The 14,144-nt window shown below is 57.7% G+C and carries 14 protein-coding genes; 9 read left to right on the top strand and 5 right to left on the bottom strand.

The window, feature by feature from the left end; genetic code table 11:
- Nucleotides 1–8 precede the first annotated feature (8 nt).
- Both htpG and BR41_RS12940 read right to left on the bottom strand, forming a co-directional pair.
- Nucleotides 9–1,895, bottom strand: coding sequence for a molecular chaperone HtpG (gene htpG, locus BR41_RS12935; RefSeq protein WP_035057318.1), 1,887 nt, complete (start codon nucleotides 1,893–1,895; stop codon nucleotides 9–11).
- 184 nt (nucleotides 1,896–2,079) lie between these two features.
- A complete protein-coding gene (locus tag BR41_RS12940) occupies nucleotides 2,080–3,117 on the bottom strand; it encodes a porin (RefSeq protein WP_035057321.1) in 1,038 nt (345 codons plus the stop codon).
- A gap of 268 nt (nucleotides 3,118–3,385) precedes the next feature.
- Between BR41_RS12940 and BR41_RS12945 the strand changes: the two genes are divergently transcribed.
- On the top strand, nucleotides 3,386–4,156 hold the full coding sequence (locus BR41_RS12945; RefSeq protein WP_211251741.1) for a ParA family protein: 771 nt from the start codon (nucleotides 3,386–3,388) through the stop codon (nucleotides 4,154–4,156).
- A 61-nt stretch (nucleotides 4,157–4,217) separates the two neighbouring features.
- Nucleotides 4,218–5,120, top strand: a complete 903-nt coding sequence (locus BR41_RS12950) for an ATP-binding response regulator (RefSeq protein ID WP_035057324.1) — start codon at nucleotides 4,218–4,220, stop codon at nucleotides 5,118–5,120.
- An 81-nt stretch (nucleotides 5,121–5,201) separates the two neighbouring features.
- Here BR41_RS12950 and BR41_RS12955 read toward each other — a convergent pair whose 3' ends face one another.
- Nucleotides 5,202–5,636, bottom strand: coding sequence for a VOC family protein (locus BR41_RS12955; protein ID WP_035057327.1), 435 nt, complete (start codon nucleotides 5,634–5,636; stop codon nucleotides 5,202–5,204).
- A gap of 121 nt (nucleotides 5,637–5,757) precedes the next feature.
- Complete coding sequence (gene prmB / locus BR41_RS12960) at nucleotides 5,758–6,666, bottom strand: 50S ribosomal protein L3 N(5)-glutamine methyltransferase (protein WP_035057648.1); 909 nt, start codon at nucleotides 6,664–6,666, stop codon at nucleotides 5,758–5,760.
- Between the two features lie 172 nt (nucleotides 6,667–6,838).
- Between prmB and BR41_RS12965 the strand changes: the two genes are divergently transcribed.
- A complete protein-coding gene (locus BR41_RS12965; RefSeq protein ID WP_051710887.1) occupies nucleotides 6,839–8,290 on the top strand; it encodes a DEAD/DEAH box helicase in 1,452 nt (483 codons plus the stop codon).
- A complete protein-coding gene (locus tag BR41_RS12970; RefSeq protein ID WP_051710889.1) occupies nucleotides 8,290–8,733 on the top strand; it encodes a YiiD C-terminal domain-containing protein in 444 nt (147 codons plus the stop codon). The genes BR41_RS12965 and BR41_RS12970 overlap by 1 nt, the downstream gene beginning before the upstream one ends.
- On the opposite strand, the gene BR41_RS12975 is transcribed toward BR41_RS12970, so the two are convergent.
- Complete coding sequence (locus tag BR41_RS12975; RefSeq protein WP_035057330.1) at nucleotides 8,730–9,098, bottom strand: Mth938-like domain-containing protein; 369 nt, start codon at nucleotides 9,096–9,098, stop codon at nucleotides 8,730–8,732. The genes BR41_RS12970 and BR41_RS12975 overlap by 4 nt on opposite strands.
- A 131-nt stretch (nucleotides 9,099–9,229) precedes the next feature.
- Here BR41_RS12975 and BR41_RS12980 point away from each other — a divergent pair, with 131 nt between their 5' ends.
- From BR41_RS12980 to thrC, 5 genes are all read left to right on the top strand, one after another.
- A complete protein-coding gene (locus BR41_RS12980) occupies nucleotides 9,230–10,459 on the top strand; it encodes a pyridoxal phosphate-dependent aminotransferase (RefSeq protein WP_035057333.1) in 1,230 nt (409 codons plus the stop codon).
- 11 nt (nucleotides 10,460–10,470) lie between these two features.
- Nucleotides 10,471–10,917: a GNAT family N-acetyltransferase gene (locus BR41_RS12985; RefSeq protein ID WP_245615885.1), complete on the top strand. Its 447-nt coding sequence runs from the start codon at nucleotides 10,471–10,473 to the stop codon at nucleotides 10,915–10,917.
- Complete coding sequence (locus BR41_RS12990) at nucleotides 10,914–12,233, top strand: homoserine dehydrogenase (protein ID WP_035057336.1); 1,320 nt, start codon at nucleotides 10,914–10,916, stop codon at nucleotides 12,231–12,233. The genes BR41_RS12985 and BR41_RS12990 overlap by 4 nt, the downstream gene beginning before the upstream one ends.
- Nucleotides 12,234–12,237: 4 nt before the next feature.
- The gene (locus tag BR41_RS12995) at nucleotides 12,238–12,534 is read left to right on the top strand and encodes an antibiotic biosynthesis monooxygenase family protein (protein WP_035057339.1); all 297 of its coding nucleotides are present in this window, start codon (nucleotides 12,238–12,240) and stop codon (nucleotides 12,532–12,534) included.
- A gap of 130 nt (nucleotides 12,535–12,664) precedes the next feature.
- On the top strand, nucleotides 12,665–14,098 hold the full coding sequence (gene thrC, locus BR41_RS13000) for a threonine synthase (protein ID WP_035057342.1): 1,434 nt from the start codon (nucleotides 12,665–12,667) through the stop codon (nucleotides 14,096–14,098).
- The last annotated feature ends 46 nt before the right edge of the window (nucleotides 14,099–14,144 follow it).

Raw genomic sequence — 14,144 nt, forward strand, 5'->3', positions numbered from 1 at the left:
CAACGGACTCAAGCCACCGTCAGCATCAAACCATTCAACCGTTTAACAAAACCGGCGGGGTCGTCGAGCTGTGCGCCCTCGGCCAGCAAGGCTTGATCCAGCAAGAGCTGCGACCAGTCGCTAAAGCGCTCGCCACCGGTTTCGACCTTGAGCTTTTTCACCAGCAGATGCTCTGGGTTGACCTCGAGAATCGGCTTGGTGTTTTTCACCTCTTGCCCAGCCGACTTCAACAAGCGCTCCAAGTTGGCGCTCATATCGAAATTCTCGACCACAAGGCAGGCCGGACTATCGGTCAAACGATGCGTAACGCGCACGTCCTTCACTTGTTCGCCCAAGGCAGTCTTGATCGCTTCGATGACATCCTTCAGTTCATTGGCGGCCTCTTCTTGCTGCTTCTTTTCGGCCTCGTCTTCGAACTGACCAAGGTCGAGTTCACCTTTGGCAATCGATTGCAGCTTCTTGCCGTCGAACTCGGTCACGCTCGACACCAGCCACTCGTCCACACGATCAGCTAGCAACAGTACTTCGATACCTTTCTTCTTGAACACTTCAAGGTGCGGGCTGTTTTTCGCCGCCGCAAAGGTATCGGCGGTGATGTAGTAGATCTTGTCCTGCCCTTCCTTCAATCGGCCAACATAATCGGCGAGGCTAACGCCCTGCCCTTCGCCTTCGCTGGCGGTTGACGCGAAGCGAAGCAGGCCGGCGATCCGTTCCTTGTTGGCAAAGTCCTCACCCGGACCTTCCTTCATCACCTTGCCAAATTCTGCCCAGAACTTCGCGTAGTCTTCCTTGCGGTTCTCGGCCAAATCTTCCAGCAAGCTCAACACCTTTTTCACGCAACCGGACTTGATCGATTCAACGTCCTTGGATTGCTGAAGAATCTCGCGCGAGACGTTGAGCGGCAAATCGGCCGAATCGATTACGCCGCGCACGAAGCGCAGGTATTGCGGCATCAGCTTTTCGCTGTCTTCCATGATGAAGACACGCTTCACGTACAACTTCACGCCATGGCGGCGATCGCGGTCGTACAAGTCGAATGGCGCACGCGTGGGGATATACAGCAGTTCGGTATATTCCTGCCGACCTTCGATGCGCGCATGGCTCCATGCCAATGGGTCTTCGAAGTCATGGGCAACGTGCTTGTAGAACTCCTTGTACTGCTCGTCGCTGATTTCACTCTTGCTACGTGTCCACAAGGCATTGGCCTGGTTGACCGCTTCGAGCTCATCAGTCGGCTTTTCCTTGCCTTCGTCGTCGTACTCAGCCCGCTTCTTCATCAGGATCGGCAAGCTGATGTGATCCGAATACTTGGTGATGATGCTGCGCAGGCGCCAATCGTTCAGGAACTCGTCTTCACCTTCTTTCAGGTGCAACACGATCTCGGTTCCGCGGCCAGCCTTTTGCACTTCTTCGATGGTGTACTCGCCATCACCGGCCGATTCCCAGCGCGTAGCGTAGTGCTCACCTGCACGGCGCGTGGTCAGTGTGACTTTGTCGGCAATGATGAAGGCCGAGTAGAAACCGACACCAAACTGGCCAATCAGGTGACTGTCTTTGGCTGAATCGCCAGTCAACTGGCTAAAGAATTCCTTGGTACCCGAGCGGGCGATGGTGCCAATATTGGCGACCACCTCATCACGGCTCATGCCGATGCCGTTGTCGGTCACGGTGACAGTGCGCGCGTCCTTGTCGAAAGCGACATGGATCTTCAAATCACCGTCGCCCTCATACAGATCGGCGTGCTGGGTCGCGGCAAAGCGCAATTTGTCGCACGCGTCGGACGCGTTCGATACCAGCTCGCGCAGGAAGATTTCCTTGTTGGAATACAGCGAATGAATCATCAGCTGCAGCAGCTGTTTAACTTCCGTTTGAAAACCGAGTGTTTCCTTGCTCATGTGTCATCTGCTCCGTGTTGCACAGGCGCCAAGCCAGTATTGTCCTTGGCGCATCCATGTGCCGAAGTGGGGCCAGCCCGATCGTTTTCAATACCGCGACCTGCGCCAATCCAAATCACCAGCACAAAAAAACGGCGCCCGAAGGCGCCGAATCATGTTCAAGCGTGTTACACGACCAACTGGATCAGAAGTAAGTCTTCATGCCAACCGTCAGACGGTAAGCCTTTTCGCCAGCGTTGCCGGTGTACACGTTGTTGGAATCGCCAAGGGTCGAATCCAGAGCAGTGTAGGTAGCGTTGTTGTCGTTCTTGACGTAACGACCCTCAACGTAACCGAGAGTGCGCTTGGACAGGCTGTAGTCATAACGTGCAGCCACGGCCTTGGCACCGGTATCGCTCGCGCCCGCCAGATTGCCCAGCTGCATGTAGGTCAGGTAAACACCCTGCTTGCCAGACTTGTAGCTACCTTGACCGAATGCCAGATGCTGGTCGACCTTGGACAGACCGGCCGGGGTGAATTCGCTACGCTTGTAACCGCCGTTCACACCAAAGCCATTGTCGAAGTTGTAACCAGCCAAAGCGAACCAGTTATAGCCGTCGTACTGCGCCACGTTGCCTACATCAGCATCGCCGGTACCAATAACACCTTTGCGCTTTTGGTAAGCGGCATCAGCAAAGAAGCCTGCCAGCTTGTAATGCGCGGCCAGATCGAAACCGTAGTGGCCGCTATTGCCGGCAGATGCATCGTAACCACCCGAAGCGGAGAAACCACCAAATGTCGGCATGTCATAACGGATATAGTTGCTTGGGCGGAAGTTCTCGCCACGACCATATTCGGAGATCAGGAACTTGGCGCCGGTATCGCCATAACGGTCATCCAGCGTTTGGTAGAACGGGGTCTTCATCTTACCGAAGCGCACCGTGCCGAGCTTTTCATCGGTCAGGCCGATATAGGCTTCCTTGCCACCCCAGTTACGCTCTACGCCGTTGCTGTAGTTGGTCACACCTTGTTCAAGACGCCAAATCACGTTGCCGCCCGCGTCCAGCTTGTCGGAACCGCTCACGCCGATGGTTGCATCGTATTCGACACGACCGGCTTTGGCATCGCCCAGTTTGTTGTAGCTGACACCACCATCGAACGAACCGTCGATAGCAACTTCAGCTTGCGTCAGACCGGCACTGAATGCTGCCGCTACTGCGAGCATGGTCAATTTGAATTTCATTTGTATCCCCTTTTTAGACATGCGAACAAATTCAAGCTGGATACCGGTCTGTTGCACTCGCTTTCGTAGTGGAGTGCGGCTGTCCAGCTCTCAGGGCGCAGTCTACGGAGGGGGTACTTGGTGCGGCGGTGGCAAGTTACCGTGAAATTTCGGTACTTTTTGGAGATGAAAAACGGAACTTACCGTTTTTAGGCGAACGGCATTTTCTCACCCATTTTTCTGCGCGCCTGCTCTATAGTGGGCCGAATAAACAATTCAAGGAGTTGCCATGCTGCGTCGGGTCGTATTCAACCAAAAAGGTGGGGTCGGCAAATCAACGATCACTGTCAACCTGGCGGCCGCTGCAGCGGCAGGTGGTAAACGGGTACTCGTGGTCGACCTGGATCCGCAAGGCAACGCTACACGTTATCTGCTTGGCGAAGGCGCAAGCAGCGTAGAACCCAACCTCGCCGGCTTCTTCGACCAGATGCTCAATTTCAGTCTGTACGCCAAGCCGATGGAGGCATTTGTCACTGCCACGCCGTTCGAGCGCCTGTCCGTCATTCCATCCCATCCGGAAATCGCAGAACAACAAGGCAAGCTGGAAGCGCGCTACAAGATCTATAAGCTGCGCGAATCGTTGGTAGAACTGGAGCAGCATTTTGACGAAGTCTGGATCGACACACCGCCGGCGCTGAATTTCTTCACACTCTCGGCGCTGATAGCGGCTACGGGTTGCCTGATTCCGTTCGATTGCGATACGTTCTCCCGCCAGGCGCTGTTGGGTTTGATCGAGCGGGTGCAGGAAATCCGCTCCGACCACAATCCAGCCCTGGAAGTCGAGGGTATCGTCGTCAATCAGTTCCAGCCACGTGCAAACCTGCCACAACGGATGGTGGAAGAGTTGCTTGAGCAAGGCCTGCCAGTGCTGCCCACCTATCTTTCTCAATCAGTCAGGATAAGGGAATCCCACGAGCGAGCCATGCCGATGGTTTATCTCGATGCGAAACATAAGTTGGCGACCGAATTCTCGAGCCTGTACGCGCACATTTCTGCGTAAGTGTATTATTTTTTGTTGTTATACTGACCTCGGCTAGGTCTTCAGTTGAAAGGAACCCGAGATGTCCAACCCGGTTGAGCGTGCACGAATTCTCATCGTCGATGATGAGCCGTTCAATCTGGAAATTCTCGGAGAGCATCTGCTCGACGAAGGCTATGAGGTCGTCACCGCTGACGACGGCGAAGCGGCCTGGAATCTTCTGACACGGGATGCGGCATTCGACGCGATCCTGCTGGATCGGATGATGCCACGCATGGATGGCATGGCATTGTTGGCACGGCTCAAGCAGCAAGCCGAGTTCGAACATGTGCCGGTGATCATGCAGACTGCCGTTGGCGCGGCAGAAAATGTGCGTGAAGGCCTCGCGGCCGGGGCTTATTATTATCTGATCAAGCCATTCCAGCGCGACATGCTGCTGGCAATCGTCGCCGCGGCCGTCAGCTTCCATCGCGAAAAGAAGCAACTCGAAGCACAGCTTTCCGCCCAGGCATCCACCTATCGGCTGCTGAAAAGCGGCGAATTCCACTTCCAGACGCTCGACGAAGCACGCCAACTGACGCTATTGCTCTCCAATGCCTGCCCGGAGCCCCAGCGCGTAGCGCTTGGCCTCTCCGAACTCTTGGTCAACGCGGTCGAGCACGGCAATCTGGGCATCAGCTATGGGGAAAAAACCACGCTGCTACAGCAAGGGCGGTGGCATGACGAAGTGGAGAGCCGCCTTAGCCATCCGGATTATCATCACCGTCACGTTTGCGTGCGCTTCATTCGTGATAACGAGCACCTGCATTTCGAGATCGAAGACCAAGGCGCTGGTTTCGATTGGCAGCCGTTCCTGGAATTCTCACCCGAGCGCGCCTTCGATCCGCACGGCCGCGGGATTTCGATGGCTCGGATGCTGTCGTTCGATGTGGTCGAGTACCAAGGCCGTGGCAATCGGGTGATCGCCCGCGTCAAACTGCACTGAATGCACCATCTGCTCGCCCAATGATAAAGACCCGCTGATGCGGGTCTTTTGCTTTAATGACGCCAAACAACAGCGCTGTCATTACCTGCCCTGCTCCCGCGCCCGTCTCTCCACTTCTTCCGGCGAGACATCTTCGATATGCGTGCCAATCCACCACTGGTTGCCTTCCGCATCTTCAACGCCCGCATTGCGGTCGCCATAGAACTGGTCTGCCGGCTCCATCAATGATTTCCCGCCCGCCGCCAAACCTTTGCGATAAGTCGCATCGGTATCGAGCACGTAAAGATAAAACGTCGCCGGTCGAGCCGGCCATTTCTCTGACCCTTGCGCCATCATGAGCCTGCTGGTGCCAACCTGAATCGTGCAATGCATGATATGGCCGTGGTCGTCATTGACCCTTTCGACCAGTTCCGCACCAAAAGTGGCCTGTAGAAAAGACAGCGTGGCTGCCGGGTCGTTAACGGTCAGGTAAGGTGTGATGGTGTGAAAACCGGCGGGAATAGCGGAAACAGCCATGAGAGCCTCCGAGGAGTTGAACCAGAAGAATGGGCTTGGCCAGCTTAGTTGACGAATATGACAACGGCCCGGAAATACCGGGCCGTCTGTCGGAGCACGCCTATCCAAATCTATCTAAATATTAGTGCCCGGCTTCCGCCAGCATCTCGCGCGTCAGCAGGAATACAAAGCCATCACCACTTTCGGTCTCGAGCCACACGAACGGCAGCTCGGGGAATTGCGCTTCCAGCTCGTATCGATTGTGGCCGATCTCGACCACCAAGACACCTTGCGGATTGAGGAAGGTCGTTGCCTGCGCGAGAATCTTGCGGGTGATATCCAGGCCATCCTCGCCACTCCCAAGCGCCATGATCGGCTCATGTCGAAATTCGCCCGGCAGCTCTTCCATGCTATGCGCATCGACATAGGGCGGATTGGAGACGATCAAATCATAGGTTTCGCCTGCCAACGACTCAAACAGATCACCATCAATCAGATCAATCCGCTCGCCCAGGTTGTAATCCATTACGTTGAGCTCAGCCACATCGAGCGCATCGGATGAAAGATCGACCGCGTCGATGGCAGCGCCAGGAAAATGATCAGCCAGCAGAATGGCCAGGCAGCCAGAACCGGTGCACAGATCCAGCGCGCGATTGACGAGCTCCGGATGCTCGATCCACGGTGCCAGCGCATCGTTGAACAAGAGCTCGGCGATGAAGGAGCGCGGCACAATCGTGCGCTCATCAACGTAGAACTTGTATTCGCCCAGCCAAGCCTCGTTGGTCAGATAGGCAACCGGTACGTGCTCTTCGGCCCGACGCCGGATCGCTTCGACCACTTGCTCCACTTCGCTCGGCAACAGCCGCGCGTCCAGGAACGGATCGAGCTTGTCGATTGGCAGCTTGAGCGTCGCCAGCAACAGGTACACTGCTTCGTCGAACGCGTTATCGGTCCCATGGCCGTAATAGAGTTCGGCGTCATTGAAGCGGCTGACCGCAAAACGCAAGCTGTCACGCAGGGTGACGAGCTGCTGGCGGGCGATGTCATACATGGCGGAACCCTCGGCAAAATTTGCGCCAAGTTTAGCCGATTGGCCGCTCAAGGTATGCAGAAAAAGGCCCTTGGTGTACATTTCTGCCTTTTCCATCAAGCTGTTGGCGCATTTCCCCGTCCGCACTCCTGTTGATGGTGCCAGCGGAAATCCGCCCCGGAGTATTCAACGCATGACTTTTTCCACACTCGGGCTCGCTCCCGAGGTGCTGCGGGCCGTGGCCGAGCAAGGTTACGAGAACCCGACCCCCATCCAGGCTCAGGCCATCCCGCTGGTGCTTTCAGGCCGCGACGTACTCGGCGCAGCCCAAACCGGCACCGGCAAGACCGCAGCGTTCACGCTGCCGATTCTCTCCAAGCTCGCTCCTCACGCCAATACCGGTGCATCACCGGCACGCCATCCGGTACGCGCGCTGGTGCTGACCCCGACACGAGAGCTGGCCGACCAGGTATTCGAAAGCGTCAAAACCTACGGCAAGCACATGGCCTTGCGGCCGCACGTGGTATTCGGTGGCGTAGACATGAAGGAACAGACCGCAACGCTACGCAGTGGCGTCGAAGTGCTGGTCGCCACGCCAGGCCGCCTGCTGGATCACGTGCAACAAAAGAGCGTAAATCTCAGCCAGGTCGAAATCCTGGTGCTGGACGAAGCCGACCGCATGCTGGACATGGGCTTCATTCTCGACATCAAGAAAATCATCGGCTTGCTCACCAACCGCAAGCAAACACTGCTGTTCTCGGCCACCTTCTCGCCAGAAATCAAGAAGCTCGCTGGTGAGTTCCTGCACGACCCGGCGCTGGTCGAGGTCGCACGGCAGAACGCCACCAACGACAACGTCGAACAGCTGATGCATCCGTGCGAAACCTACCGCAAGCGCGCGCTGCTTTCGCACTTGATCCGCACCCACAACATGGGTCAAGTGATCGTGTTCAATCGCACCAAACAAGGTGCTGATCAGGTCGCACGTGATCTGAAACGTGACGGCTTCAACTGCGAAGCCATTCATGGCGACCGCGACCAACGCTCACGCCTGGAGACGCTGGCTCGGTTCAAGGAAGGCACACTGCAGATTCTGGTTGCGACCGATGTCGCCGCACGGGGTCTGGATATTTCCGAGCTGCCATACGTGGTGAACTTCGAGCTGCCGAACAACCCGGAAGATTACGTGCACCGCATCGGCCGGACCGGACGGGCCGGCGCCAAGGGAATCGCGATCTCGCTGGTCGATCCGGGCGAAGACAAGGCCTATGCCTTGATCCAGAAGCTGATCAAGAAAGAGCTGCCGCTGACGCCGATCCCGGGCTACTCGCCGGGTACGCATCAGCAACCCGCAGCGGCTGCCACACCACGTTATGACCGGAACGAACGTAGCGCCCGCAGCGAGTCAGGCGAGCGCAGCGCCAGAGAGTCGAACGAACGCCCTGGCCGTAACTATGAGCGTAGCGAGCAACGTGCACCGCGCAACGATGCCCCCCCTCGTCGCGAACGCCTGCGTGGCGATGAGCTGGACATTCCGGCCATGCCGTTGATTCGCAGCAAGCCACAGCAGCAAATCGCCGCGTTGTTCCTGCCGCCGAAAACACCGGTTATTCAACCGGAGCCGGTCAGCCCGCCGGAGCAGTAATGGCAGCGGCATTCAGCCAGTATTGGACCGCCCGTCTCACCGACGGCTTTCCGATGCTGGCCGCCATGCAGGTCTCCGTACTTGGAGACCAGCAAAACTGGCAGCTCATCGCGCCGTTTTCCCTCAACCGCAACGATCATGGCACCGCCTTTGGCGGCAGCTTATCCATGCTGGCGACAATTGCCGGCTGGATGGCAACCTGCGTTGCGGCTGGTGACGGCTACGACGTGGTCATCCAGTCCGGCAATACTCATTTTCTTAAGCCACTGACCGGCGATCTGCTGGCGCGAGTTGCGTCAATCGACCCTGCCGTGCTCGATCGTTTCAGGGAAACACTGCGTCGGCGCGGCAAAGCCCGTTTAGCGGTGCAGGTCGAAGTCGTCGACGCCAAGAACGAGCCGGTCGTGCAATTCAGCGGCCAATACGTCGCCGCCCCGCTTTAAGCCCCCAGCACCACTGCGATGACGCGCCGTTCTTCGGCGGTAAGGATATTGAACGTGCGGCACATTGCACCGGTATCCATCACATCCATTCCCACATGTGCAGCAGCCAGCGCGCGTGACAACTTCGGATGCGGGAAACGGATGCCTTTTCCAGTACCAAACAACACCACCTCCGGATTCAGCTCAAGCAGGCTGGCGAAGTCTTCTTCAGCCAGCGTCTCGAAGCTCGCCGGTCGCCATTCGCGCACCTCGGTGGGCGTCACGATCAGGCTGCCTTGGTACTCGGTGTCATTGACCTTGACGAAGCCATTGCCGTAGCTGGTGAACTGATTGAGGTGTTCAGAGGAGGTGTGATGCAGTTTCATGCGCGAACCTTTTGAATGAGCGTGCATTTTAACGGAACTGTGCCGCCCCGATCAGCCGCAGTTTGTTGGTTCGCGCCGGCCATTCTTTCGTTAGAATACGAGGTTTCCCTGACCCAATCCGGCCTGACCCGATGGAAGCCATCCTCAAATCGAACAAGCTCCTCAACGTTTGCTACGAAATCCGTGGCCCGGTGCCAGAGCGAGCGCGCCAGATGGAAGAGGAAGGCCACCGCATCATCAAGCTGAATATCGGCAACCTCGCCAACTTCGGCTTCGATGCGCCGGAAGAAGTGGTGCAAGACGTGATCCGCAACCTGCCGAACGCGGCCGGCTATGTCGACAGCAAGGGCTTGTTCCAGGCTCGCAAAGCCGTCATGCACTACACACAGGAAAAGAAGATCGCCGATGTCACTGTCGACGACATTTACATCGGCAACGGCGCATCCGAGCTGATCGTGATGTCGATGCAGGGCTTGCTCAACAATGGCGACGAAGTCCTGGTCCCAGCCCCGGACTACCCGCTCTGGACCGCCGCCGTCAGCCTCGCTGGCGGCAAACCGCGTCACTACATCTGCGACGAATCCAATGGCTGGCTGCCGGCGCTGGACGATATCCGCGCCAAGATCACCGATCGCACCAAGGCCATCGTCGTCATCAACCCGAACAACCCGACCGGCGCGCTCTACCCGGATGACGTGCTCAAGGAAATCGTCGAGATCGCCCGCGAGCATCAGCTCATCATCTACGCCGACGAAATCTACGACAAGGTGCTGTACGACGGCCGCACGCACACCTCTATCGCTTCACTGGCAGACGACGTGTTCTTCGTCACCTTCAACGGTCTTTCCAAGAATTACCGTGCCTGTGGCTACCGAGCAGGCTGGATGATCGTCTCCGGCAACAAAAAGGCTGCCCGGGATTACATCGACGGCCTCAATATCCTCTCGACCATGCGTTTGTGCGCCAACGTGCCGGCGCAATACGCCATCCAGACGGCCTTGGGTGGCTACCAGAGCATCAATGACCTCGTCGGGCCGAATGGCCGGCTGACCCGCCAACGTGACTTGGCCTACGAGACATTGACCAATATCCCGGGCATCAGCTGCGTGAAGCCACAAGCCGCGCTCTACATGTTCCCCAAGCTCGACCCGAAGGTGTACCCGATCACCGATGACCAGCAATTCATGCTGGAGCTGTTGCAAGAAGAAAAAGTGCTGCTGGTGCAAGGCACCGGCTTCAACTGGGCCACGCCGGATCACTTCCGCCTCGTGTTCCTGCCCAATGTCGATGACCTCGCTATCGCGTTCGGCCGCCTGGAACGCTTCTTCGCCGCCTACCGCAAACGGCACGGCACCGCCTGATGTCAACACACATGCAGATACAAATCGTCGAAATCATCGATCAAAACGGACAACTCGTTGCGCCCCAATGGCTGCCGATTGCAGAAGGCGTCCATCGCCAACTCCGCCCGCAATTGCCGGCTGATTACGCCGGCCGCCTGCAAGTCATCGCCGCCAATGGCGGACGACTCATCGCTGCGGTCGCAGGCGAAGCCGTCCTCGGGCTGGCGCTTTGGCGTCTGATCGAGAATACCTACGAAGGCCGTCGTCTCTACGTTGACGATCTGGTCAGCGATGAAACCCGTCGCTCACAAGGCGTGGGCAAGGCATTAATGAATTGGCTGGATGGCACAGCACGCCAGCTGCATTGCGATGTGCTCGCACTCGATTCCGGCGTGCAACGCGCCAGCGCTCACAAATTCTATTTTCGCGAGGGGCTGCACGTCTCCGCATTCAACTTCAGGAAAGTACTGCAATGAAACCGATTCACGTAGGCATCTGTGGTGTGGGGACTGTCGGTGGCGGCACCGTCACCGTGTTGAAACGCAACTGCGAAGAAATCGCCCGTCGCGCCGGCCGCCCCATCCTGGTCCGCGCTGCGGCCAACCGCGATCTCGCGCGCGCGCGTGAACTGGTCGGCGAAGGTGTGGAGCTGACCGACGACGCACTCGTCATCGCCCGCCACCCTGATATCGACATCGTGGTCGAGCTGATTGGCGGCACCACCATCGCCAAGGAAGTCGTGCTCACTGCCATCGAAAATGGCAAGCATGTCGTTACCGCCAACAAGAAACTGATCGCCGAATACGGCAATGAAATCTTCGCCAAGGCGCAGGAAAAAGGCGTGATGGTGGCCTTCGAAGCCGCCGTTGCTGGTGGCATACCGGTCATCAAGGCGCTGCGCGAAGGCCTGACCGCCAACAAGATCGAATGGGTCGCCGGCATCATCAACGGCACCAGCAACTTCATCCTCACCGAAATGCGCGACAAGGGCTCGGCCTTTGCCGACGTACTGAAAGAAGCGCAACGCCTCGGCTATGCCGAAGCCGACCCGACCTTCGATATCGAAGGCCACGATGCCGCGCACAAGCTCACCATCATGAGCGCCATCGCCTTTGGCATTCCGGTTCAGTTCGACAAAGCCTACCTCGAAGGCATCAGCAAGCTCGATGCCGCTGACATCAAGTACGCACAGGAACTCGGCTATCGCATCAAGCTTCTGGGCATGACCCGTCGCCGCCCGAATGGCATCGAACTGCGCGTCTCCCCGACACTGATCCCGGAAAAACGTCTGCTGGCAAATGTAGATGGCGTGATGAACGCCGTCGTCGTCAAGGGCGATGCCGTGGGTGCCACCATGTACTACGGCGCTGGTGCCGGTGCGGAACCTACTGCATCGTCAGTGATTGCCGATCTGGTGGATATCACCCGCCTGCATACCGCCGACCCGGAACACCGCGTACCGCACCTGGCCTTCCAGCCGTCTGCAATCGCCAATCTGCCGATCCTGCCAATCGAAGAAGTGGAAACCTGCTACTACCTGCGCCTGAACGCGCAAGATCAGCCGGGCGTGCTGGCGGACGTGACCCGCATCCTTGCCGACGGCGGCATTTCGGTTGACGCCATGCTGCAGCGCCCGTTTACCGATGGTGCCGATGACGGGCGCGATGACATCGCCATCATCACGCATATCGCCATCGAGAAAAACGTGAACGCCGCGCTGGCGAAGATCGAAGCGCTCGACACGGTCAATGGCAAAGTCGTGAAGCTGCGGCTGGAACACTTGAACGGTTAAGACGGTGATTCTCGAAGTCGCTCATCTGGATGTGATCCCGGCACGAACCGCCGAATTTGAAGCTGCGTTTGCACAAGCGCAGCGGATCATTTCCGTTATGCCGGGTTACCTCTCGCATGAGCTGCAACGCTGCGTCGAGCTCCCCGATCATTACGTTTTGCTAGTGCGCTGGGAAACGCTCGAAGCCCACACCGTCGGGTTTCGCCAATCAACCGAATACCAACGCTGGAAGCAGTTGCTGCACCATTTTTACGATCCTTTTCCAACGGTCGAGCATTACCGGCCGGTGGCTTTGAATTGAGTTGGCGGCTTAGACCCCTCGTGTTCTAAATCCACCATTTTGCGGTTCCTCAAATGGGAACGCATGGCCGCACTGCCCGAAACTCATCGGCAAGCCGTGGCCAAGCCGACCCGACATTGACAGGTTAACGATGCGTTATATCTCCACCCGCGGCGGCATGGCCCCGCAAGCGTTCAGCGATATTCTCCTTGGCGGCCTCGCCCCGGATGGCGGCCTGTCGATCCCCGAGGCCTACCCGCACTTCGGCCTTGATGCGCTCACCGCGCTCTCCAAGCTCAATTACCGCGATCTGGCCTTCGCCGTGATCAGCAAATTCGTCGATGACATTCCCGCCGAAGACCTCAAGGCGCTGATCGACAAGACCTACACCCCCGCCGTGTTCTGCAACGGTCGCTCCAAAGCACAAACCGAGAACATCACGCCGCTGATCAAACTCGACAACACGCTGTTCATCCAAGAGCTGTCCAACGGCCCGACGCTGGCATTCAAGGACATGGCGATGCAGCTGTTGGGCAACCTGTTCGAATACGTGCTGGACAAGCGTGGCGAGCAAGTCAACATCGTCGGCGCAACCTCGGGCGACACCGGCTCCGCTGCCGAATACGCCATGCGTGGCAAGCACGGCGTGCGCGTATTCATGCTCTCCCCTTTCGGCAAGATGAGCCCGTTTCAACGCGCGCAAATGTTCAGCCTGCAGGATGAAAACATCTTCAACCTGTCGGTGAAGGGGTTCTTCGACGCTTGCCAAGACATCGTGAAAGCAGTGAACAACGATGCCGAATTCAAAGCCAGGTACAAGATCGGCGCGGTCAACTCGATCAACTGGGGCCGCATCGTGGCCCAGGTGGTGTACTACTTCAAAGGCTACTTTGCTGCCGCGAAGGAAGTCGGCGAGCCGGTCGATTTCTGTGTGCCGTCCGGCAACTTCGGCAACATCTGCGCCGGCCACATCGCCCGTCAGATGGGCCTGCCGATTCGTCGCCTGGTGGTCGCCACCAACGAGAACGATGTACTCGACGAGTTCTTCAAAACCGGCGGTTATCATCCACGCGGCCTGGATCGCACTTACGAGACCTCCAGCCCGTCGATGGACATCAGCAAGGCATCGAACCTGGAACGTTTTGTGTTCGACCTGATCGGTCGCGACCCTGCCAAGCTGGCCCAGCTCTGGCAAGCGGTGGAAAAACAAAACGGCTTCGATCTCTCGGCAGAAGACTTCACCAAACTGCATGATGTGTATGGCTTCCGTTCCGACACCAGCACGCATGCAGACCGCATTGCCAACATCCGTGAAGTATTCGACAAATTCGGCGTGCAGATCGACCCGCACACCGCCGACGGCTACAAGGCGGCCAAGGCCCATCGTGAAGTCGGCGTCACCATGGTGATCATGGAGACCGCCCTGCCGGCCAAGTTTGAATCCACCATGCGCGATGCCATCGGCACCAATCCGCACCGCCCGGCATCGCTGGCAGGTCTGGAACAGCTGCCGCAGCGTTTCGATGCACTGGAAGCCGATACCGATGTGATCAAGGCTTATCTGCGCGAGCATATTCCCGTGTAATTTGCGTTCAGGTCGATCTGTGACCATGACGACAATGAAAAAGCCG

It is taken from the genome of Andreprevotia chitinilytica DSM 18519 (assembly GCF_000711875.1).
GTDB lineage: Bacteria > Pseudomonadota > Gammaproteobacteria > Burkholderiales > Chitinibacteraceae > Andreprevotia > Andreprevotia chitinilytica.

Excerpts from the sequence above, each read along its gene's own strand:
- BR41_RS12955 (WP_035057327.1), bottom strand. The coding sequence starts at position 5,636 with ATGGCTGTTTCCGCTATTCCCGCCGGTTTTCACACCATCACACCTTAC.
- BR41_RS12975 (WP_035057330.1), bottom strand. The coding sequence starts at position 9,098 with ATGAAACTGCATCACACCTCCTCTGAACACCTCAATCAGTTCACCAGC.
- BR41_RS12965 (WP_051710887.1), top strand. The coding sequence starts at position 6,839 with ATGACTTTTTCCACACTCGGGCTCGCTCCCGAGGTGCTGCGGGCCGTG.
- BR41_RS12940 (WP_035057321.1), bottom strand. The coding sequence starts at position 3,117 with ATGAAATTCAAATTGACCATGCTCGCAGTAGCGGCAGCATTCAGTGCC.
- BR41_RS12970 (WP_051710889.1), top strand. The coding sequence starts at position 8,290 with ATGGCAGCGGCATTCAGCCAGTATTGGACCGCCCGTCTCACCGACGGC.
- prmB (WP_035057648.1), bottom strand. The coding sequence starts at position 6,666 with ATGTATGACATCGCCCGCCAGCAGCTCGTCACCCTGCGTGACAGCTTG.
- BR41_RS12990 (WP_035057336.1), top strand. The coding sequence starts at position 10,914 with ATGAAACCGATTCACGTAGGCATCTGTGGTGTGGGGACTGTCGGTGGC.
- htpG (WP_035057318.1), bottom strand. The coding sequence starts at position 1,895 with ATGAGCAAGGAAACACTCGGTTTTCAAACGGAAGTTAAACAGCTGCTG.
- BR41_RS12985 (WP_245615885.1), top strand. The coding sequence starts at position 10,471 with ATGCAGATACAAATCGTCGAAATCATCGATCAAAACGGACAACTCGTT.
- BR41_RS12950 (WP_035057324.1), top strand. The coding sequence starts at position 4,218 with ATGTCCAACCCGGTTGAGCGTGCACGAATTCTCATCGTCGATGATGAG.
- BR41_RS12980 (WP_035057333.1), top strand. The coding sequence starts at position 9,230 with ATGGAAGCCATCCTCAAATCGAACAAGCTCCTCAACGTTTGCTACGAA.
- BR41_RS12945 (WP_211251741.1), top strand. The coding sequence starts at position 3,386 with ATGCTGCGTCGGGTCGTATTCAACCAAAAAGGTGGGGTCGGCAAATCA.
- thrC (WP_035057342.1), top strand. The coding sequence starts at position 12,665 with ATGCGTTATATCTCCACCCGCGGCGGCATGGCCCCGCAAGCGTTCAGC.